At 59.3% G+C, this 19,854-nt stretch carries 16 protein-coding genes; 15 read left to right on the top strand and 1 reads right to left on the bottom strand.

Annotated features, from left to right (window positions below; genetic code table 11):
• Position 1 precedes the first annotated feature (1 nt).
• The 15 genes from J3D54_RS26115 (at position 2) to J3D54_RS26045 (ending at position 19,367) form a co-directional block, all read left to right on the top strand.
• On the top strand, positions 2-2,734 hold the full coding sequence (locus tag J3D54_RS26115) for a type VI secretion system Vgr family protein (RefSeq protein WP_253424627.1): 2,733 nt from the start codon (positions 2-4) through the stop codon (positions 2,732-2,734).
• Positions 2,735-2,737: 3 nt separating this feature from the next.
• The gene (locus J3D54_RS26110; protein WP_253424624.1) at positions 2,738-3,511 is read left to right on the top strand and encodes a hypothetical protein; all 774 of its coding nucleotides are present in this window, start codon (positions 2,738-2,740) and stop codon (positions 3,509-3,511) included.
• A 620-nt stretch (positions 3,512-4,131) separates the two neighbouring features.
• The gene (locus tag J3D54_RS26105; RefSeq protein ID WP_253424622.1) at positions 4,132-6,174 is read left to right on the top strand and encodes a lipase family protein; all 2,043 of its coding nucleotides are present in this window, start codon (positions 4,132-4,134) and stop codon (positions 6,172-6,174) included.
• A 28-nt stretch (positions 6,175-6,202) separates the two neighbouring features.
• Positions 6,203-6,976 carry a hypothetical protein gene (locus tag J3D54_RS26100; RefSeq protein ID WP_253424620.1) on the top strand — a complete coding sequence of 258 codons (774 nt, stop codon included), beginning with the start codon at positions 6,203-6,205 and terminating at the stop codon, positions 6,974-6,976.
• On the top strand, positions 6,973-7,743 hold the full coding sequence (locus J3D54_RS26095; RefSeq protein ID WP_253424618.1) for a hypothetical protein: 771 nt from the start codon (positions 6,973-6,975) through the stop codon (positions 7,741-7,743). Before J3D54_RS26100 ends, J3D54_RS26095 begins: the two co-directional genes overlap by 4 nt.
• 112 nt (positions 7,744-7,855) lie before the next feature.
• Positions 7,856-8,122 carry a PAAR domain-containing protein gene (locus tag J3D54_RS26090; protein WP_253424616.1) on the top strand — a complete coding sequence of 89 codons (267 nt, stop codon included), beginning with the start codon at positions 7,856-7,858 and terminating at the stop codon, positions 8,120-8,122.
• A gap of 3 nt (positions 8,123-8,125) precedes the next feature.
• Positions 8,126-9,286 (top strand): hypothetical protein, encoded by a 1,161-nt coding sequence (locus J3D54_RS26085; RefSeq protein WP_253424613.1) that lies wholly within the window; start codon positions 8,126-8,128, stop codon positions 9,284-9,286.
• Positions 9,287-9,342: 56 nt separating this feature from the next.
• Positions 9,343-12,645: an ImcF-related family protein gene (locus tag J3D54_RS26080; RefSeq protein WP_253424609.1), complete on the top strand. Its 3,303-nt coding sequence runs from the start codon at positions 9,343-9,345 to the stop codon at positions 12,643-12,645.
• Positions 12,642-14,228, top strand: a complete 1,587-nt coding sequence (gene tssA / locus J3D54_RS26075; protein WP_253424604.1) for a type VI secretion system protein TssA — start codon at positions 12,642-12,644, stop codon at positions 14,226-14,228. Before J3D54_RS26080 ends, tssA begins: the two co-directional genes overlap by 4 nt.
• 24 nt (positions 14,229-14,252) lie before the next feature.
• Entirely contained in the window at positions 14,253-16,022 is a 1,770-nt protein-coding gene (gene tssF, locus J3D54_RS26070; RefSeq protein ID WP_253424601.1) for a type VI secretion system baseplate subunit TssF, read from the top strand.
• On the top strand, positions 15,986-17,083 hold the full coding sequence (tssG, locus tag J3D54_RS26065; RefSeq protein WP_253424597.1) for a type VI secretion system baseplate subunit TssG: 1,098 nt from the start codon (positions 15,986-15,988) through the stop codon (positions 17,081-17,083). Before tssF ends, tssG begins: the two co-directional genes overlap by 37 nt.
• Entirely contained in the window at positions 17,064-17,600 is a 537-nt protein-coding gene (tssJ, locus tag J3D54_RS26060; protein WP_253424594.1) for a type VI secretion system lipoprotein TssJ, read from the top strand. Before tssG ends, tssJ begins: the two co-directional genes overlap by 20 nt.
• Positions 17,601-17,603: 3 nt before the next feature.
• Positions 17,604-18,044, top strand: a complete 441-nt coding sequence (gene tssE / locus J3D54_RS26055; RefSeq protein WP_253424591.1) for a type VI secretion system baseplate subunit TssE — start codon at positions 17,604-17,606, stop codon at positions 18,042-18,044.
• Positions 18,045-18,084: 40 nt separating this feature from the next.
• Positions 18,085-18,939, top strand: coding sequence for a type VI secretion system ImpA family N-terminal domain-containing protein (locus tag J3D54_RS26050; RefSeq protein WP_253426781.1), 855 nt, complete (start codon positions 18,085-18,087; stop codon positions 18,937-18,939).
• Positions 18,927-19,367 carry a hypothetical protein gene (locus J3D54_RS26045; RefSeq protein WP_253424588.1) on the top strand — a complete coding sequence of 147 codons (441 nt, stop codon included), beginning with the start codon at positions 18,927-18,929 and terminating at the stop codon, positions 19,365-19,367. Before J3D54_RS26050 ends, J3D54_RS26045 begins: the two co-directional genes overlap by 13 nt.
• A 9-nt stretch (positions 19,368-19,376) precedes the next feature.
• Here J3D54_RS26045 and J3D54_RS26040 read toward each other — a convergent pair whose 3' ends face one another.
• The gene (locus J3D54_RS26040; RefSeq protein WP_253424585.1) at positions 19,377-19,682 is read right to left on the bottom strand and encodes a hypothetical protein; all 306 of its coding nucleotides are present in this window, start codon (positions 19,680-19,682) and stop codon (positions 19,377-19,379) included.
• Between the last annotated feature and the right edge of the window lie 172 nt (positions 19,683-19,854).

The raw sequence follows: 19,854 nt of genomic DNA, 5'->3' as shown, positions 1-19,854 counted from the left end.
CATGCTCAACGAGCTGCGCACCTTCTTCGACCACAGCCGGCACAAACTTCGCGTCCGTAACGTCGACGCCGTGCTCGACGTGCTGGCCTTCCACAGCGAGGAGCGCCTGAGCCAGCCGTTCACCTACACCGTGGAGTTCACCTGTGTCGAGGACGACCTTGCCGCCGAACAGCTGCTCGGCCAGGACGCCAGTTTCAGCCTGCATGCTTCGCCGCAAACCTTGCCTGTGCTGGGCCTGCGCGTGCCTGAGATCAAACCACTGCGCACGCTGCATGGTGTGATCACTGGCTTCAAGCGTCTGTCTGGCTCCAGCGACGAAGCCCACTACGAAATCACCCTGGAACCGCGCCTGGCGCTGCTCGGTCGCGGTAAGCAGTTCCGCATCTACCAGCACCAGTCGGTGCCGGACATCGTCGAGAGCATCCTGCGCAGCCGCCACGGCTTCGAAGGCCAGGACTTCCTCTTCAGCCTGCAACGCGAATACCCCAAGCGCGAACAGGTCATGCAATACGGCGAAAGCGACCTGGCCTTCATCGCTCGCCTGGTGGCCGAGGTCGGCATCTGGTATCGCTTCACCAGCGACGAGCGCCTGAGCATCGACGTCGTGGAATTCCACGACGACCAGCGTCATTACCAGTTCGACGTCGAGCTGCCTTATCGCCCGCAATCCGGGTTGAGCAGCAGCGCGCAGGACGCCGTGTGGAGCTTGCAGACCCAGCACTTGGTGGTGGAACAGAACGTCAATATTCGCGCCTATCATCACCGGGAGGCCAACGCCCCCCTCGATGGTGACATCGACCAGAGCCGTGGTGCGAGCACTACCTACGGCGAGGCCTACCACTACGCCGAGCCCTACACCGTGCTGGGTGACGCCCAGGCTCAGGACGAAGACCTGCAAAGCGAAAGCGGCTACTTCTACGCGCGCCTGCGCCATGAACGCTACTTGAATGAGCAGGCCCGGCTCAGCGGCGTGAGCAGCAGCGCTATGCTGGCCCCCGGTCAGGTGCTCAAGGTGTCCGGCGGCGCGCCACAAGCCTTCGTCCCGGGCGCGGTGATTGTCGGCCTGACCACTCGTGCTGCGCGCGACCGCAGTTTCGAAGCCAGCTTCCAGGCCATGCCTTACTCGGAAACCGTCTGTTTCCGTCCGCCGCTGCATAACAAGCCGCAAATCGCCGGCACCGTGCCGGCCCGCGTGACCAGCCCGCAGGCCAACGACCCCTACGGTCACATCGACCTGGAAGGGCGCTACAAAGTCAATTTCCTGTTCGACCGCGACAGCTGGAAAGCCGGCGAAGAAAGCCTGTGGCTACGTATGGCCCGGCCTTACGCCGGCGACACCCACGGCCTGCACCTGCCGCTGATCCCCGGCACGGAAGTGGCCATCGCCTTCGAACAAGGCGACCCGGATCGCCCCTACATCGCCCACGCCCTGCACGACAGCCAGCACCCGGACCACGTCACCCTGCGCAACTACAAGCGCAACGTGCTGCGCACCCCGGCGAACAACAAGCTGCGCATGGACGACACGCGGGGACAGGAACACATCAAGCTCAGTACTGAGCACAGTGGCAAGAGTCAGTTGAACCTCGGTCACCTGGTCAATGCCGAGAAGAAAAAGCGCGGCGAAGGTTTTGAACTGCGCACCGATGGCTGGGGGGCCATTCGTGCCGGCAAGGGGCTGTTCATCAGTGCCGATGAACAGGCCAAGGCCACGGGTGAGCAACTCGATATGACCGCTGCCATTGAGCAACTGGAAAGCGCGCTATCGCTGGCTCGCTCTCTGGCCCAAGGGGCCCGTAGCGCTCAAGTGAACCCCAGTGATACTGAAAGCCAGCAAGGTTTGTTCGAACGGCTCAAAGGATTAGTTCAACCCGGTGTGCTGCTGCATGCTCCGGCGGGTATTGGCATACTCAGTCCTAAAGCCGTATGCCTGTCTTCTGGAGCGGAGAGCGTGGGCATCATGGCCGCGCACAACATTGACATCAGCGCCGGACACGACATCACCGCAGCCGCCGAGGGCGGTGTCAGTGTGTTCGCACAACGAGCCGACCTGCAACTCAAAGCGGCTCAAGGCAAAGTCGAATTGCACGCACAGGGCAGCAACCTCCATGCCCTGGCAAAGACCGATGTCAAGATCGAAAGCGTCGAAGGCCGTGTAGAAATCAGCGCCTCTCAAGAGCTGGTGTTCAACTGTGGTGGCGCCTACATTCGTATCAAGGGCGGAGATATCGAACTGGGGGCACCTGGCAACATCTACCTCAAGGCTGCCCATGTGCAAAAACTTGGCAGCTCCAATCTGGACACGCCGGTATCACCATTACCAGCAGGTTATTCCGGCGGTTATGCCCTGAAGGACAAGGCCCAGGCGCCAATGCCGTTCACCCGCTACCGGATCACCACCCAGCAGGGGGAGGTGTTCAACGGGGTGACAGACAAGGATGGCCAGACCATGAGCGTTCATACCTTGGTGCCGGGCGGCTTGAAGATTGAGTTTCCGGAGTCAGAGAAATGGATCAGTTTTTCAGCTCCGCAGGAGTTGAATTATCAAGGAATAAAGTGCACCGCCACCATGGATGATGGAACCGTTCTACAGGGCGAATTCGATAGCGAGAACAAAGCGAGTTTTTATTCTTTTGCAGGGAAATCTTGCGTCAAATTCGAGGTGGAGAACTTAGATAAGCACGAGAGTGTGCTCAGTGGTGCTGAGAAATTGCTAAGTGAACTTGGGGCGTAAATTATGGATTCTTTTTATCGGTACTACTTGGCTCAAGAGATTCATCCAGTTGACGATGCGGTTCTAGATCGAGCGCTTGAAGACTTTGAGGGCGCGGCTCTTAAGTTTTCTGTAGATTTTATCAGTGATGCGGAGCAACGAGATAACTACAATCGTAACGTCAAGAGGGTTAAGGCTGAAGTCCTGGCACAAGTGAAGTCTGGCAATGTTTCGGTGAGAGAAGCAGCGGAGTTCTGCTATGAAATGCGAAACAAGATTATGGCAGAGGTCAGGGCGAAGACGTCCGTGCATGGGCGGGCCGTTGCGGAAAATAAAAAAATGGTTTCTTCCAGTCTGGAGAAATTGATGGATGAGAAGGCGGTTGCAAAGTTTGGGAGAAAATTTGGCGAGTTGAGCTCTCAGCAAAAAAGCGCTATTCATTATGAGATTATTGAATCTTCGGCGAGACCACATGCTACATACAATGTGCTCAATAAAACATTAAAGGTAACTGGCAAGGTGCTCATAGTCGTCACTATCGCATATGCCGCATATGACATTGCTAATGCGGAGAATAAGAAAAATGAGGCGATCAGGCAGGGAGCCACGATAGGAGGTGGCGTTCTGGGGACTTATGCGGCTGGCGCTACCGTTTCATTAGTCTGTGGGGTGGGGGCCCCAGTGTGCACGATTGCATTTATGCTCGCTGGTGGATTCGCGGGCGGGTGGTTTGCATCAAGGGGTATGGATTTTTTCGATGATGAGATTGAAGAGTTCACTAAGTGGGGAGTTAGGTAGCGGATTAATATGTTGAGAGTGTTGTTGGTTGTTGGTTGTTGGTTGTTGGTTGTTGTTGTTGTTGTTGTTGTTGTTGTTCGGTTGTAAATGTTTTTAGGAAGTGCGGATTGTCTGCAAAAGGGGGTGGGTTGGATATTTCAATGCTATGGGTGTTGTTTAGGATGTTTTTGTTAGTTGGGCCTTTATTGGTTGGGCTTGTTGGTGTGGGTGTGGGTTGTTATATTGCATCTCGTGATCTGGATGTGGTGCAAAGTAATTTCAGGAATAGCTATATCATAACGTCCTATGGGAGGGGGTGGGGCAATGGGTCGTTCGTTGAACGCCTTGCTTTAACCTCTATGTTGTCGGGCGTCATAGTTTGGCCGAATAAGCATATTCGAGATGGGGTGCTTGATCCTGAGGAACTCGCTTGTTTGCCTGTGTCAATAAAAAAGCGCATGAAGTGGTCTGTGGGGCTTACGGTCTGTGGGTTTGTATGGCTGGTTGTTGTTGTCGTGGTGTTTAAGCTTTTCAAATAGCTCGTAGGGTTATGTGCGGCTGTGCTGCATTGCCTGAATGCGTGAAAAAATAATTAACGACGTATCAATCGCTCAGTAAGCACCAGTATTAAAAGGACTGATATGAACGACACCCAGCACCGTACCGACACGCTCAACCCGCGCAAGGACGTTACTTGTGGGAAACAGAAACAGCACTGGATCGAGTTTCAGTTGCTGGACGAGCAGGGCGAGCCCTTGGCGAACATGCCATATCGCGCGGTGAACGACGCCACCCACGCGGCCTGCACACCCATGTACACGGGCCAGAGCGACGCCCAAGGCGTGATCCGCATTGACGGCCTGCACCCGCTTCCCATCACCTTGCTAATGCAGGCCGATCCGTTGGCCGAGCAACTACAAACTCGTCGCCTGCGTGCCGAACGGCCCGAACCGCCCCGGCCTGGAGTGGCTGACCGCACCCCACTTCATGGTCCGCAGAGCGCTGGCTTCTCGCCGATCGAGAAGCGGGCCCTCGCGGCAGGTCATGCCTACCACTACCTGCGCATCGGCCAGTTGTGCGATCACCAGCCGAATTTCGACCCCCCCTTGGCAGACCCGAGTCAGCTCCCGGCCTTCCACTTCCCGGACCGGACATTCAGCGGTTTCACCGTCAGCGGCGACCAGTTGAGTCGCCGTCATGTGCTGGAAGTCTGCCCGTTCCGTGCCTGGTCGCTGGTGTTGCACCACCAGTCCGAGTACAGCTTGGTCAACGCCTACAACCTGGGGCTGATGAGTATTCTGGCGTACAGCAAGTTGCCAGAGAAGGAACGTGGATCTGTCAAAGAGCTTTTCGAACAGCAATGCCTGGACCTGTCACGTACACCACGGGTATGGGACAGCGGCAAGGATTGGCCGTGCTTGGTCAGCGATGTGCCCTTCAATGATCGCTATACAAGTGTCGAGCCACTGGACACCACTCAGGCTCAGCCGCCGGAAGGAGATACCCAACTGTTCTACGCCATCAGTGCCTCCCAGATACTGGTGGCTTGGCGGGGCACTGAGATGGATGGTTTCGCCGACCTTAGCACCGATGCGACCTTTCGCCCGGTAAAACCGGAAGTACAGGTCTTGTGCGAGCCCAAGGTGCCCTGCACCGACCTGACCCCGGAGGGCAGTATGCACCTGGGCTTTCGCGACTCGTTCGAACTAGCCAGAAGGATTTATGCTAAGGATCTGGGCAAGACGATTCCTGAAAAGGCGTTCGAGAAGGAATTATTCATCTGCGGCCACAGCCTGGGCGGTGCCCTAGGACTGGTCCATGCAGCCTCGCTGAAAGAGCTAAATCCACTGCTATACACCTATGGCATGCCACGCACCTTCAGCCTCAAGGCTGTGCAGTGTCTGAGCGAGTTGCAGCATTTTCGACACGTGAACGACACTGACCTCATCCCCAGCATTCCGCCCGAGGCAGCCCTGGATAACTACCTGTACGACCTGTATGGCCCATTGGGCACCACCCTGGGTTTTACCTGGTCGACCGTTCAGTTGACCGGCAGTGCGCTGTTCAAACACGGCGATCCTTTCTGCCATCACGGCGAAATCGCCATGTTCTTCAAGGTCGAACAGCACACGCAACAGCGTGGCTCGCAGTACCCCGCCTATCGCAACAAGGAAGGGCTCGGCGCACCTTACTACACCTCCATTGCCAGCCGCCTGCCGGAAAAAGCCAAGTTCTACCTGGTGCCCAGTCTGAGCCGGGCCGCCGATAAAAAGGCCGAGCAAGCACAGGAGCACTTCACCACCTCGTTGAGCCCCGAGAGCCGGGCCAGATACTTCCCACCCTATCGCAACCCCAAGACGGGCAGGGTGACTGGCATCGGCAACCACGTCATGAAGGAATACCAACCCTACATGCACAACCAGTTGCTGGAGTCGATCAACCCTGCGCGCGAGCCGTTGCTGAAGGAGCAGCGGGAACGGAAAAAATTCGAACAACAGATGGAAGACTATTACGAGAGCATTCCCGAGGATGAACTGGCCCGCAATCGGGTCTTCCTCGGATTGCAGAACTTAGTGGGCCGGGCCTTAAGCGTTACCTGGCAGGCTGAGGGCGGTGCGGAGGCGTTACAGCGCTTCGACGCCGTGGCCGACCCTCTGGCCTATTACACAAAAACTTACGGTTGAGCCGGTTAACACCGCCAAGGACTAGACCATGATCAAGAAGCTGCCCCTCGCGCTACTCATTCTGTTCGCCAGCCTGAGCGGTTGCGCCAAGGATTACAGCCTGGCCCCCCCTCCCGACAGCGAACAGATCACCGTGACGGTGAAAGTGCCCAAGGACCTCGTAGCAGAGACCCTGCAGGTGATGTATCGCTCGGCTACCTGTAAACGCATCACCCATGGGGCCAGCGGCCAACGCATCGAGCTGGAGGGTTATCACAGCATCGACGTGCAACTGCAACGTCAGGGGCAGAGCGACCTCTACCAGGCCAACCTGGCAATGAGCGGCGGCGGTGCCTGTCAGTGGCATTTGAGCAATGTGATATTTGGTGTCGCCTACGGTAACCCCACTCGCTTTGGCGAGAACGTGAGTTACGGTGCAGGAGGCGGTGTCGTGGTGGTATTTGATCAAAACAACTCGCCACGCGGCGGGACTGGAATAGAAGTTGATGGGGATTTGACGATCAGAAAGGAATATTACCCTTGGGTAACAGAGACCTTTTTGGGTGGATACAGCAAGCGTGTCAGTTTGGCAGGCGAGGGCAATATCTATCTCAGCTATCAGGCATTACAGGCACGGCAGGTGTATTTCGAGCCAGTCTTGCATTCCGAATTCGCAGTTTACTCCGTGCAGCCGAAGGAGAAGAAAAAAGGCAACCACACTGCGTTTACCTATCCCGACGGTAGCGTTGTGGCCGACGGTCGCTCGGATCCGGATTTCCGCAAATTGCAGGCCATCCGCCTGGCAGCGGAGAGCAAAAAATGAGACCGACGCTTTCCGCCGCATTTATCACCCTATTTGTCAGCCTGAGTGGTTGCGCCAAGGATTACAGCCTGGCCCCCCCTCCGGACAGCGAACAGATCACCGTGACGGTAAAAGTACCCAAGGAACTTGAAGCCGGAACCATGAAAGCAATGTACCACTCGTCGATTTGCAAACAGCCTGCTCTCGATGTCTACGGTGGACACTTCGAGTTGGATAGGAATCAACTTATTGATATACAACCCATACGTCTGGGGCAAACGGATATCTATGAAGCCAACGTGCCGATGAATGGCGGCGGTGCGTGTCAGTGGCGGTTGGGCAATGTGCTGTTTGGCGTCGTTTACAGCGAACCCTCTATTTTGGGGGAGAACGTTACTTACGGAGAGGGTGGCGATATTTTGTTGATTGTCGATTCCGACAAGGCGAACCACGATGACTCGTACATAACCGTAGAGGGTGATTTGACGATTAAAAGTGACTATTACCCCTGGCTGAGTGAGTCTTTTCCTAAGGGCCATGGAAAGCAGATCAACCTCGCGGAAGGGGATAGTATTTATTGGGTGCGTCGAGGAGCACAGGTGCGGCAGGTGCATTTTGAGCCGGTTCTGCACTCCGACTTCTTGGTTAAATCCGAAGTTATGGAAGACTCTAAGTTCTCCGGCCGCATAAAGGTTACTTATCCCGACGGCACGGTTGATCCACGTGGACGCGACCGGCCTGATTTTCAAAAGTTACAGGCCCTGCGCTTGAGCGCGGAGCGTAAATGATACGGAGCTCTTTTTCCGCCACCTCATATTTCCCGCTCAACTCATTTCTTTTTTATTAACAGATGGCTACTGCCAGTCATTGATCCAGCCTTAACTATTGGAACTACCTCGAATGTCCCAAGGATTTGTTTTGTTAGGTGATAAAACCACTCACGGTGGAGAAGTAATATCGGCCTCATCCACGACGATCGTTCATGGCAAGCCAGTGGCCTTAGTGGGCGACGAGGTCCGTTGTCCGCTGCCGGGGCATGGTGTCAACCCCATTGTCGAGGGCTGCGCAGACTGGTCCGAGAATCGCCGTGCGTTGGTGGTTAACGGCTGCCGCAGTGAGTGCGGCTGCCAGGTGATTTCCAGCGCTTCCGATTGCGTGGTGGATTGAGTCATGGGCTGGGATCGTCAGGCGCCCGAAGTGGTGGAAGCTCCAGCGCCCATTATGCTGGGTCGCTGGGTATTGGCGGCAGGTGCGGCGGTGCTGGCTTGTGCGCTGCTGTTCTTGCTGTATGCCTCCGAGCGTGTGCCGCTATTGCAGGCGTTGAATGTCTGGGCATTGTCCGGGGCGCCGTTGCTGATCTGGGTATTGGCGTTCGGTGCCCGCGCCTATGTCTACGGGGGGGCTCTGAGCCATCACCAGTTTCTCAAGGAGGAGGCGCAAGGTGCGCAGCAATCCTGGCAGGACTGGGCGCAGCGCTATCTGGCGGTGCATGCCAGTTGCGTGCTGCTGCCGGATCAGGTGTCCGCCAGTGTGCTGACTCAAGGCTTCTCCGGCTTACCTCCCCGTACAGGGCAGGCACGGCGTATTGCGGCCTTGCCAGCGCAGGAGGAGCGCACGCAGGCCGGACTGCAATTGTTGTTCCCGACACTGGCGCCGGCACTGCAAGCTTTGCCGAGGGGGCAGGAACTGCGTGTCACCCTGTTGAGCGATGCCGACCCCAGGCAATACGAAGCCTTGCGCGATATCTGGCAGCAGACCTGGGCCGCCGCGACGCGCCGACCGCAGCCAGCGACGGTCACCCTGGCCGCCGAATTGTCGTACCAGTGGATCGACGAAACGCTGAAGACGGCCAGCGCAGCCGTTGAGCTGATCCTGGTGCTGCAAGTACACGGCGAGGCGGCGTACTCCGACGGGCTTGCGGCCTTACTGCTATGCCCGGACAGCCTGGCGTTCGCCTTGGAACTACCGGTGATAGGGGGCTTGTTACGGCCGATGCCATTGGACATTGACACGCTGAACAGCGAATTGCCGCTATTCCTGCAAACCCAGACAAGCGCTTGCCAAGCGATCGGCTTATTGGCCGACGGCGCGGATTGGCAGCCGCTGACCGGCAAAATTTTTGCTGCCGGAGGTGCTCATGGCGCGTCGCTCAAGGTGGAGCAGCAGTGGATTCAGGAGAGTCTGTGCGGGCTACCTGGGCCGCTCGGTCACTGGCTGGTGACGGCACTTGGGGTGGAAATGGCTCGGCATCAGCGGCGGTCTCTGTTGGTGTTGACCCGAGAAGAATCGCGGCATTGGATCAGCACTGTTACCACGGGAGAGTTGGCATGAAGGCTTGGAGTAATTCATGGCGCCACGCGGGTATAGCGGTGTGGATCATTACGCTTATGAGCGCACTGGGATGGGTGATCTGGAAGTATGGCGAACGGATAGGGTTAGTGGAGAACCACCACAAGCTGTTCGCTTTTTTACTGATCATCGCCATTGCGGTGGTGGGTTCTCTGTTACCACGTTTGTTGGTGCATCTCAAACGCCAAAGCCACCGAGAGTCGGGGCAGGCGGATAAGGTCTATCCCCAGGCAGACGGGCGTTTGGTTTTGCCTCGCCAGCCGGCTTTTAATCTCTCAGAGCTACGTGATCACCTGCGCGAACACTACGGCCTCTTCTGGCGCCGCAAAATCCGCCTGCTGCTCGTCGTCGGCGAACCCGCGCAGATCCAGGCCGTTGCCCCTGGCCTGGCCGAAAAGCGCTGGCTGGAAGGGCAGGACACGGTGCTGCTCTGGGGCGGCAGTGTGCGGGCCAAGCTGGATGAGGCGTCGCTCGAACAGTGGCGCGGGCTGAGTCGTTGGCGTGCGCTGGACGGCGTGGTCTGGGCATTGAACAGGGGGCAGATTGCCGACCAGGCCGCGATGGGGGCGGGTGTGCGTCACTTGCAGGGCGTGGCCCGTTATCTGCGCTGGCAGTTACCGCTGCACCTGTGGCAAGTCTGTGACAGTAAGTGGTCGCAACGCCGATACAAGGCCCAGCCGGTCGGTTGCCTGCTGCCCGCACGCTTCACCGCGCAGTCGCTGGAAAACTGTCTGGAGCGTTTGGTGGAACCCTTGCGCCGTGAGGGGATGGCGCAGATTCACGCCGCGCAGGACCATGACTTCCTGCTGCGCCTGTCCCGCGAGTTGCAGGTCAAGGGCATTGCCCGTTGGTGCCAGGCGCTGGTGCCGTTGCTCGGCGACTTCGCCCGGGGCGTGCCGTTGCGCGGGCTGTGGTTCAGCCTGCCGGTGCCGGAAGGCAACAGTTGTGCGGACCATCTTTGGCCGATGAGCCCGGCCTGGCACGGCGTGCTCGGTGACCAGGCCGGCCGTGGCCGGCGGTTGGGCTGGAGTACGGCGCGTGTCGGTTATTGGCTGATGCTGGGCCTGGCCGCGCTGTGGGGGGCGGGGCTGTTGCTGTCGTTCCTGAGCAATCGTGCGCAAATCGCCCAGGTGCAAACCGCGCTGGTATCCGTGCAGCCGTCGGCGCCCGCTGCCCAACAATTGCAGGGGCTGAACGAGCTGGTGCGCGAGCTGGCGCGTCTGGATTACCGTGCCGAACACGGCGTGCCGTGGTACCAGCGCTTTGGCCTGGAGCAGAGTCAGGCGCTGCTCGATGCGCTGTGGCCGGGGTATGTCCTGGCCAACAACCGGCTGGTGCGTGACCCGGCAGCGAACAGCCTGCGACAGCAACTCAGCGCGCTGATCAAGCTGCCGCCGGACAGCCCAGAACGCGCCACGCGTGCTGCTGGCGCCTACGATCAACTCAAGGCCTACTTGATGATGGCCCGCCCGGAGAAAGCCGACGCGGCGTTTCTGGTCAAGGCTCTGGGCAGCGCCGAACCGGCGCGTGCGGGGGTGTCCAGCGGGCTCTGGCAAGGCCTGGCGCCCAACCTTTGGCAATTTTATGGCGAGCATCTGACGGCGCATCCGACCTGGCGCATCACGCCCGACCCGTCGCTGGTCGCTCAGGCCCGTCAGGTGCTGCTCGGCCAGTTGGGCCAGCGCAATGCCGAGTCCAGCTTGTACCAGCAAGTCCTTGACGCGGCGGCCAACCAGTACCCGGATTTGAGCCTGCAACAGTTGGTCGGCGATACCGATGGCCAGGCGCTGTTCTCTGCCGACGCCGACGTACCGGGTGTGTTCACCCGCCAAGCCTGGGAGGGCCAGGTGCGCCAGGCCATCGACGAGATTGCCGAGGCGCGCCGCGAGGAAATCGACTGGGTGCTCAGCGACAACCGCGCGGACATCGACGCCGAGCTGACCCCGGACGTACTGCGGGAGCGCCTCACTGAACGTTACTTCCTGGATTACAGCGGCGCCTGGCTGGACTTCCTCAACAGCGTGCGCTGGCATCAGGCCGATAGCCTGGGCGACGTCATCGACCAGTTGACCCTGATGAGTGATGTTCGCCAGTCGCCGCTGATTGCCCTGATGAACACCCTGGCCTACCAGGGCCAGGCGGGCACCCGCAGTCAGGCCCTGAGCGACACGCTGATGAAGTCCGCGCAAAAGCTGATCGCCCAAGACAACGTGCCGGTGATCGACCAGCAGGCGCAGGGGCCGAGCAGTCCGCTGGACGCCACCTTTGGGCCCTTGCTGGCGTTGTTGGGCAAAGGGGCCGAGGGCAAGAGCAGCAACGACAGCCTGAGCCTGCAAGCGTTCCTGACCCGGGTGACGCGTGTGCGCCTGAAGCTGCAGCAAGTGAGCAATGCGCCTGACCCGCAGGAAATGATCCAGGCCCTGGCGCAGACGGTGTTCCGCGGCAAGAGCGTCGACCTGACCGACACCCAGGCCTATGGCAGCCTGATCGCCGCCAGCCTCGGGGCGGAGTGGGGCGGGATCGGTCAGACCCTCTTTGTACAGCCGCTGGACCAGGCCTGGGAACGGGTCCTGCAACCTTCGGCGGCGAGCCTCAACAGTCAGTGGCAGCGTGCGATCGTCAGCGATTGGGACAATGCCTTCGCCAGCCGCTACCCGTTTGCGGCCACGGCCAGCGACGCCTCGCTGCCCATGCTGGGGCAGATGATCCGGGCCGACTCCGGGCGCATCGAGCAGTTTTTGCAACGTCAGCTGGGCGGGGTGTTGCGCAAGGAAGGCAACCGCTGGGTGGCCGATTCCGGTCACAGCCAGGGCTTGCGCTTCAATCCGCAATTCCTTAAGGCGATCAACCAGCTGAGCGATTTGGCCGATGTGCTCTACACCGATGGCGGCATGGGGATGAATTTCGAATTACAGGGCAAACCCGCACGCGACGTGGTGCAGACCACCTTCATCCTCAATGGCGAGAAACACCAGTACTTCAACCAGCAGGAAACCTGGCAGCGCTTCAACTGGCCGGGACGCAGCGACTACCCGGGCGCGAGCCTGAGCTGGACCAGCATCCATACCGGCGAGCGCCTGTTCGGTGACTACCAGGGTATCTGGGGGGTGATCCGCTTGCTGGAGAAAGCCCAGGTCACGCCGCTGGACGATGGCGACAGCCGCTACCGCGTAGTGCTCAAGGCCCCCGATGGCCTGGACCTGACCTGGTACCTGCGCACCGAACTGGATGCGGGGCCGCTGGCCTTGCTCAAGCTGCGTGGCTTCACGCTGCCGCCGCAGATCTTCCTCACCGAAGGCCCGGCCACAGCACCTTATGCACGCAACGGGAGTTTTAAATGAGCCTGCGTACGTTGATCGCCGGTTGCCTGGGAGGGCGCGATGCCCTGTCCGTTGCCAGGGTACAGGCAGAACGCTGGCAACCCTGGTTGCAGCCCATCCGCGCGGACTCTCCGGTTGGCGAAGACCCGGGTTATGACGATGACTTCCAGCGCATGCGTGAAGAGGTCAACAAACTGTCCGGGGCGGATGCCGAACAAGTGGTCCAGTTGGCGCAGAAGCTGCTCATCCACACCTGCAAGGACTTGCGTGTGGCCACCTACTATCTCTGGGCGCGTTTGCAAAAGGACGGTGAAGCGGGACTGGCCGACGGTCTGAGTCTGCTGGCTGCGCTGGTGGAACGTTACGCCGGCCAGGTGCTGCCCGCGCGGCCCAACAGTCGCAAGATGGCCCTGGAGTGGCTGGCCAGCAGCAAGGTGCTGGACAGCCTGTCGCTGTACCCAGAGGTGGTGAAGAGCGAGGCCGAGCGCACGGTGGCGGCGCTGGCCTGGCTGGAGCGTGGCCTGGATGCCTGGCCGTCCGATCAGCGTCCCGCCCTGGGTGCCTTGTATGACGCGTTGTCTGCCCGGCTGACGCAGTCCGGCGGAGTGGATGCGCTGGTGCCGCAGAACAGTGCCAGTCATGAGTCCAGCGTTCAAACGGCCGGGCCGACGGTCATGGCCATCAAATCCGGGCGCGACCTGTTGGACAACGGTCGGGCACTGGCGGGTTATCTGCGCGAGCAGCCCCAGGGTTGGCTGGCGGCCCATCGGCTGATGAAGAGCCTGCGTTGGGACACCGTGCACCAGGCGCCCCTCCAGGAAGCCAGCGGCAACACACGCCTGGCGCCGCCGCGTGGCGATTATCGGGCGCAACTCAAGCGCCTGTACCTGCAACAGAGCTGGACTGAATTGCTCGATCAGGTCGAGCGGATCTATGCCGAGGGTGTGAACCATTTCTGGCTGGACCTGCAATGGTATTTGTATCAGGCGCTGAGCAAGCTACCCGCACCGCAGGACAGCTGGGCCGATATTGCCAAGCGTGATCTGGGCATGTTCCTCGAACGTCTGCCGGGCCTGGAGATGCTGTTCTGGAACGACGGCACACCCTTTGCCGATCAGATCACCCGTGAATGGATCACCCAGCACGTGTGCGGCAATCGCCCCCAACAGTGGCTGCCGGCACCGACCACAGCATCGACAAGCGCCGATGGCGAGATTCTGTCGCTGGAAGGCGAGGCCCTGGCACAGGCCGACAGCGATGGCGTTGAGCAGGCATTGGCCTGGCTGGCTGCGCGTCCCGGCGTACAGACCGGGCGGCAGCGCTGGTTGCTGCGCCTGCTGATGGCGCGGGTGGCCGAGCAGTATGGCAAGAGCGATCTGGCCATCCATCTGCTGGGCGAGCTGGATGCCACGGCACAGCGTCAGGCCCTGGCCGAGTGGGAGCCCGAGCTGAACTTCGAGGTCAAGGCACGCCTGCTGAAACTGTTGCGTCTGAAAGCTCAACGCAACGATGCAGACAAGCCCACCCTGGCCCGAAGGATGGAGGCATTGCTGGCGGCGCTGGTGGCCCTTGACCCGGTACGTGCTGCAGTGCTCTGCGGCTAAACTTCATTTATCAGGATTCTCACCTTGAGCATGGACAATCTGACACTGCGCTACTTCGATGCCGAAATGCGCTATCTGCGCGAGGCCGGCAAAGAGTTCGCGCAAGCTTTCCCGGACCGGGCGGCGCAGCTCAACCTGGACAAACCGGGCGCGCAAGATCCCTATGTGGAACGCCTCTTCGAAGGCTTTGCCTTTTTGATGGGGCGGTTGCGCGAGAAGCTCGACGACGACCTGCCGGAGTTGACCGAAGGCCTGGTCAGCCTGCTGTGGCCGCATTACCTGCGCACCATTCCATCACTGTCGGTCATCGAACTGGTGCCCGAGCTCGAACAGATGAAGCGCAGCGAGTTGATCGGCCAGGGTTTCGAAGTACTGTCGCAACCCATCGGGCCGCAACGCACCCGTTGCCGCTACACCACCACCCAGAATCTGACACTGCAGCCGCTTGCCCTGGAGTCTGTGCGACTTGCCCATGAGCCGGACGGTCGTTCGCTGCTGCGACTGCGTTTTGCCTGCGGCGCGTTGACGGACTGGAGCCAGATCGACCTGAGCCGCCTGCCGCTGTACCTCAATGCCGATGCCCCAATGGCCAGTGCGCTGCATCAGGCCCTGACTGTAAACACTCAGGCGTTGTATGTGCATCTGCCGGGACAACTCGAGCGCCAGTCGCTGGATGGCTATTTTTCGCCCAAGGGCTTTGCCGATGAGGATCGCCTGTGGCCCAAGGGCGACAGCGCCTTCAGCGGTTATCAATTGCTGCTGGAGTATTTCACCTTCCGCGAGAAGTTCATGTTCGTGACCCTTTGTGGGCTGGAGCAGTTGAACATCAACCCGGGTACGCCCTGGTTCGAGCTGGACGTGGTGCTTCGCGAGGCCTGGCCTCATGAGTTCGATCTCGGCGCCGAGCACATGCGCCTGCATGCCGTGCCGGTGATCAATCTGTTCCCGTTGGAGGCTGACCCGCTGACCCTGGCGCCCTTGCAAACCGACTATCTGCTTCGCCCGATGCGTCTGCAGGACGGCCATACCGAAATCTATTCGGTGGATCGGGTTACTGCCTCCAAGAACGCCGAGCGCCAGGACTATGTGCCGTTCACCAGCTTTCGTCACAAGGGCGGCATGATGCGCGATGAGGCGCCCGAGCGTTACTTCCATACGCGCTTGAAGCGTGGTGCCAGTGGCTTGCACGACACCTGGCTGATCCTGGGTGGCGAGGGCTTTGACAAGGATCGGCTGCGCGAGAGCGAAAGCCTGTCGTTGCGCTTGACCGGCACCCACGGCCAACTGCCGCGCAAGGCGCTGCAAAGCACATTGCTCGATACCGTGGTGCAATCCACCCAGGCCGGCTTGCGGGTGCGCAACCTGTGTGCGCCGACCTTGCCCTGCTACCCGCCTAACCGCGACCGCTTTCATTGGCGAGTGCTCAGCCACCTGGGCTCCAATTTCCTGCCGATGCTCGACAACGCCGAGGTGTTGCGAGGCACCTTGGCGTTGTACGACTGGACGGGTAGCGAGCTGAACCGACGTCGCCTGGCGGCGATCGTCGAGGTGAGCCACCACCTAATCCAGCGCTTCGAAAAAGGCTTTCTGCTGCGTGGGGTGGATATCGAAGTCACCCTGGACGCCAATGGCTTTTCCGGCGAGGGCGACATCAGCCTGTTCGGCGAGATGCTCAATCGCTTCTTTGGCCTGTATGCCGACATTCATTTGTACAACCAGCTCACGCTGATCCTTCAACCTACTGGAAAGTGCCTGCGATGGAACGAGAACCACAGTCAGCGTATTCCCGGCTGAAGGCCGGCGGTTTGCTGGAGGCGCTGGAGGGGCGGGTGGCCGAGGCCAATCTGTACCGTTTTTGTCAGTTGCTGGAACAGGCATTGCCGAATCACCCGCCACTGGGTAGCACCGCGCATCCGGCGGATGACCCGGTACGCTTTCGACCCGATCCTGGCATGGGCTTTCCTGCCGGCGAACTGAGGGCGATTGAAACCTTTGATGCCGCCCCGGAACGACCGGCCACGGTGCGTACCCGCCTGCTCGGTCTGTACGGTGTGGACTCACCCATGCCGACGGCTTTTCTGGACGATATCGCTCAACGGCGGGAGGGGCATGAGGCGCTGGAGGCTTTCCTCGATATTTTCAACCATCGGATCTTCACCCAGTTCTACCGCATCTGGCGCAAGTACTCGTATCCGGCCACGTTCGAGGCGGGCGGTACCGATGCGACGTCCCAGTGTCTGCTGGGGTTGATTGGCCTGGGGATTCCCGGTACCGCTAAGCAGATCGCCACACCGATTTCGCGCTTCCTGGCGCTGCTCAGCGTGATGCGTCTGCCCACCCGCAACGCCGAAGGCATTATTGCGCTGGTCAAGCTGCTGGCACCCAACACCAAGGCGCGCGTAACGCCACATTGGCCGTTGAAAGTGCCCTTGGCGCAGCCGGCCAGTCTGTCCACGAGCCGCCCGGTGAGCTTGTCTCAGGGCACACCGCTGGGCAGTACCGGGTACGACGCCAATAGCCAGTTGCACCTGGCGCTGTTCACCGAGGATCGAGAAGAGGCCAGTGGCTGGTTGCCGGGCGGTCAGTTGAACAGTGACTTGCTGGTACTGCTGCGTGTGTACCTGGGCTGGCGCTGTACTGCCAAGCTGCAATTGTCGCTACCGGTTCGCAGCCTGCCGAAGCCGGCGCTGGGAGGCGCGCCGGTTTGGCTGGGCATGACCGCTGTGCTGGGCTTGGGTGGCGACGCCTGGCAGGTGGCGGAGCAAGAAACCATCACGATCAATCTGGGTCGATACCAGGGGCTTTCGCACAATCCTAGGAAAAGGGAGATACAGCATGTCGCATACCGTTTATAAATCATTGATGGCGGCTGCGCTCGTTGCACTGCTCGGGGGGTGTGGGCTGACTCAGACCGTGACAGACGCCACCACGTCCACGGCCCGGGCGATTTTCTACAAGCAGGTCAAAACCCTGCACCTGGATTTCAGTGGTCGGGTGGCGATGAACACCAACACGACGGACATGAGCGCATTGTCGGTGCCGACATTGGTGCGGGTGTACCAGTTGCGCGATAGCAAGGCATTGGAACAGGCCACCTACGAACGTTTGGTGAGTGATGACGATAGCGTGCTGAGCGCTGATCTGCTGGACAAGCGGGCAGTCGTGGTGAAGCCAGGGGAGGGGGCCCAATTGAACGTGCCCATGGATAAGGACGCGCAGTTTGTCGCGGTGGCGGCGCTGTTCCGCTCACCCGATACCCAGATAAATACCTGGCGTTTGACGCTGATGCGCGATGACCTGGACCCGGACCAGGCGCGAGTGATCGAGCTGGGGGACAACCGGCTGACCCTGCGACCGTTGGCGAAGGAGTGAGCAATGACCGAGCTCAATCCGTCGCTCTACGAAATGCTGCTGCAAAATTTCAATGGCGAACTGGAGCTGTATCGCGTCAGCGAAGAGGACCAGCACGCTCTGTCGGTATTGGACAACCTGCAACGCATCCTTAACAGCCGAGCGGGCACCCTCAGTCATCTGCCGGATTACGGTTTGCCGGATATGGGGCTGATCCTGCAAGGCCTTCCCGCCACGGCGCATGGGCTGATGGGCACCATGGTCGACACCTTGCTCAAGTACGAGCCGCGCCTGGCGGCAGTGAGTGTCGAACTGTTGCCGCAGGTTCAGCCGGGCCATCTGGAATATGCCCTCGACATGCGACTCAAGGGGGGCGCGCGGGTGACCTTCGGTACTACCGTGGGCCCCGAGGGCAAAGTGTTAGTGCGTCACCTCAAACGGCAGAACTACCTGTCGAAGTCATGAACCTGTAACGGTAAGAAGTTGGATGAGGGCGTTGTTTGAAATGCGTATTCGAGTAGGCGGTGATCCGCGCGGTTTCAGCGAATTTACGGCGCTACGTAAGGAACTGACCAGGCTGAGCCATCCGGCTCGTCCGGATGTGGACTGGGCCAAGGTGGAACAGTTGTGTCTGACATTGTTCGAACAGAACGGGGCGGAACTGCTGACGGTGGCTTCTTTCACGCTGGCTCGTAGCCAACGTCATGGCCTGGAGGGCATGGCTCAGGGGGTGGCGCTGATAGAGACGCTTGGCTGCGAATGGCCGCGCTTGTGGCCGGCGGTGACAACTGTGCGCCTAGATATCCTGGGCTGGTTGTTCGCTCAACTACAGCCGTTGCTGCGTGGCCTGGCGCTGAATGCAAACAGTCTGCCTTCACTCGTCCAACTAGACACCGAGTTGGTGCGTTTGAACCAGCAATTGGAGAGTCTGACGCAGGTGCCTCTGGTCACGCTGCAAGCTCTGCGCCAGCAGGTCAGCAGCTTGATTTACCTCCTGGAGCGAAACAGCTCTTCGGGCGAGACAGTATCGCCGGTGGTGAATGTACCGGAACCGGCACCTACACCGGCACTCGTAACGCCCGTTGTGATCTTGCCAGATGCGCCACGTATGCCCGACGTGATATCCAAGAGGTCTCGTATAGCCCTGTGGCTATTGGCTACGGTCATTACGATCGCTCTGGTTAGTTGGTTTTGGTGGAGCGACCGGCCAGTAAGTCCAGACAGTGAGGGTACGCACCGCCTCACGAGCCTCGCACGACAGGAACGGCTGATTCCCGATCCGGTGCGTCTGGACAGGCTGTCACCGTTCGATGCAGGCAGTGCACAGCTCAAGACTGGCTCGACCCAATGGAGAGCTTGATACAACTTCATGAGGTGTCGGTCGAGTGGAGGCGCTTCGACAATTTCTTCGCTCTTTGGAAAAGCCATAGGAGCGCAACGCAACTGATCTATGTAATAGGGGAAACACATCGCTGCTACATTGGGTCGATTGGATCTCGCAAGGGCGAGCTGGACTTGGGCGCGCGCTATCAGTGGCAGTCTGTTATTTGTGCGCGGGCAATACTCGGGCTGGAAGAAGATCATGGCCAAGTGGCCTATGCAGGAATACTTAAAAAATCAAGTGGCTCATTTCAAAGTATAGACATCGTTGCAATTGAAGCAGACGTTCAAAATTCCTTCGTTCTGGCTTGCGGTTTTGAAAATGCGTTGTTCGACCCTAAGGATCTTGCTGAGGGCTACTCGCTTACACATAGCGGCGAGCTGCCCAGCTTTCTGCTGCGCGACTAAACTGAGAGCTTAGGCTCTATGAATGCACTTGCTTGGTTCACCCATCAGTGAAACGGTTGCGGCGATCTTCCCCTCGAAGTCACGATGATGGAATTCTAGACAACAGTTTCCTGTTTTATCAATGATGTAATCGAGAGAAGTATGGGCTGCAGTCGACAGGGATTTTTGATGCGAGTAGATGGCATAAAAACCATCAGTGGGGAGAAAGTACTTCGGAAGAACGTGAGCCAATGCTTTTTCGTTGAGTTGAACCATCACATTGTTTAATAGCGCAATACCAAGCACTTGGGTAGTGGCATGGATCAATCCCAGCATTGAGGATGACGAGAATCGCATTGATCCAGGAAACGGCCTTAAGCTTGATCGAATTTTCAATTGTTCAGAGTGTGGTTTCAGCGAATGACAGATACTCCATGCCGGTGCTTAGCGGAGATAGGTAGATGGGGTAGCCGTTTGCTTGCTGAGTTAGGGCATAACGGAGACCTCC

Source organism: Pseudomonas sp. GGS8, assembly GCF_024168645.1.
GTDB lineage: Bacteria > Pseudomonadota > Gammaproteobacteria > Pseudomonadales > Pseudomonadaceae > Aquipseudomonas.
The sequence above is the reverse complement of the archived record's forward strand: the minus strand, read 5'-3'. Positions and strand labels throughout refer to the sequence as shown.

Coding starts and splice junctions, on each gene's coding strand:
- J3D54_RS26115 (WP_253424627.1), top strand. CDS start 2: ATGCTCAACGAGCTGCGCACCTTCTTCGACCACAGCCGGCACAAACTT.
- J3D54_RS26110 (WP_253424624.1), top strand. CDS start 2,738: ATGGATTCTTTTTATCGGTACTACTTGGCTCAAGAGATTCATCCAGTT.
- J3D54_RS26105 (WP_253424622.1), top strand. CDS start 4,132: ATGAACGACACCCAGCACCGTACCGACACGCTCAACCCGCGCAAGGAC.
- J3D54_RS26100 (WP_253424620.1), top strand. CDS start 6,203: ATGATCAAGAAGCTGCCCCTCGCGCTACTCATTCTGTTCGCCAGCCTG.
- J3D54_RS26095 (WP_253424618.1), top strand. CDS start 6,973: ATGAGACCGACGCTTTCCGCCGCATTTATCACCCTATTTGTCAGCCTG.
- J3D54_RS26090 (WP_253424616.1), top strand. CDS start 7,856: ATGTCCCAAGGATTTGTTTTGTTAGGTGATAAAACCACTCACGGTGGA.
- J3D54_RS26085 (WP_253424613.1), top strand. CDS start 8,126: ATGGGCTGGGATCGTCAGGCGCCCGAAGTGGTGGAAGCTCCAGCGCCC.
- J3D54_RS26080 (WP_253424609.1), top strand. CDS start 9,343: ATGAGCGCACTGGGATGGGTGATCTGGAAGTATGGCGAACGGATAGGG.
- tssA (WP_253424604.1), top strand. CDS start 12,642: ATGAGCCTGCGTACGTTGATCGCCGGTTGCCTGGGAGGGCGCGATGCC.
- tssG (WP_253424597.1), top strand. CDS start 15,986: ATGGAACGAGAACCACAGTCAGCGTATTCCCGGCTGAAGGCCGGCGGT.
- tssJ (WP_253424594.1), top strand. CDS start 17,064: ATGTCGCATACCGTTTATAAATCATTGATGGCGGCTGCGCTCGTTGCA.
- tssE (WP_253424591.1), top strand. CDS start 17,604: ATGACCGAGCTCAATCCGTCGCTCTACGAAATGCTGCTGCAAAATTTC.
- J3D54_RS26050 (WP_253426781.1), top strand. CDS start 18,085: ATGCGTATTCGAGTAGGCGGTGATCCGCGCGGTTTCAGCGAATTTACG.
- J3D54_RS26045 (WP_253424588.1), top strand. CDS start 18,927: ATGGAGAGCTTGATACAACTTCATGAGGTGTCGGTCGAGTGGAGGCGC.
- J3D54_RS26040 (WP_253424585.1), bottom strand. CDS start 19,682: ATGCTGGGATTGATCCATGCCACTACCCAAGTGCTTGGTATTGCGCTA.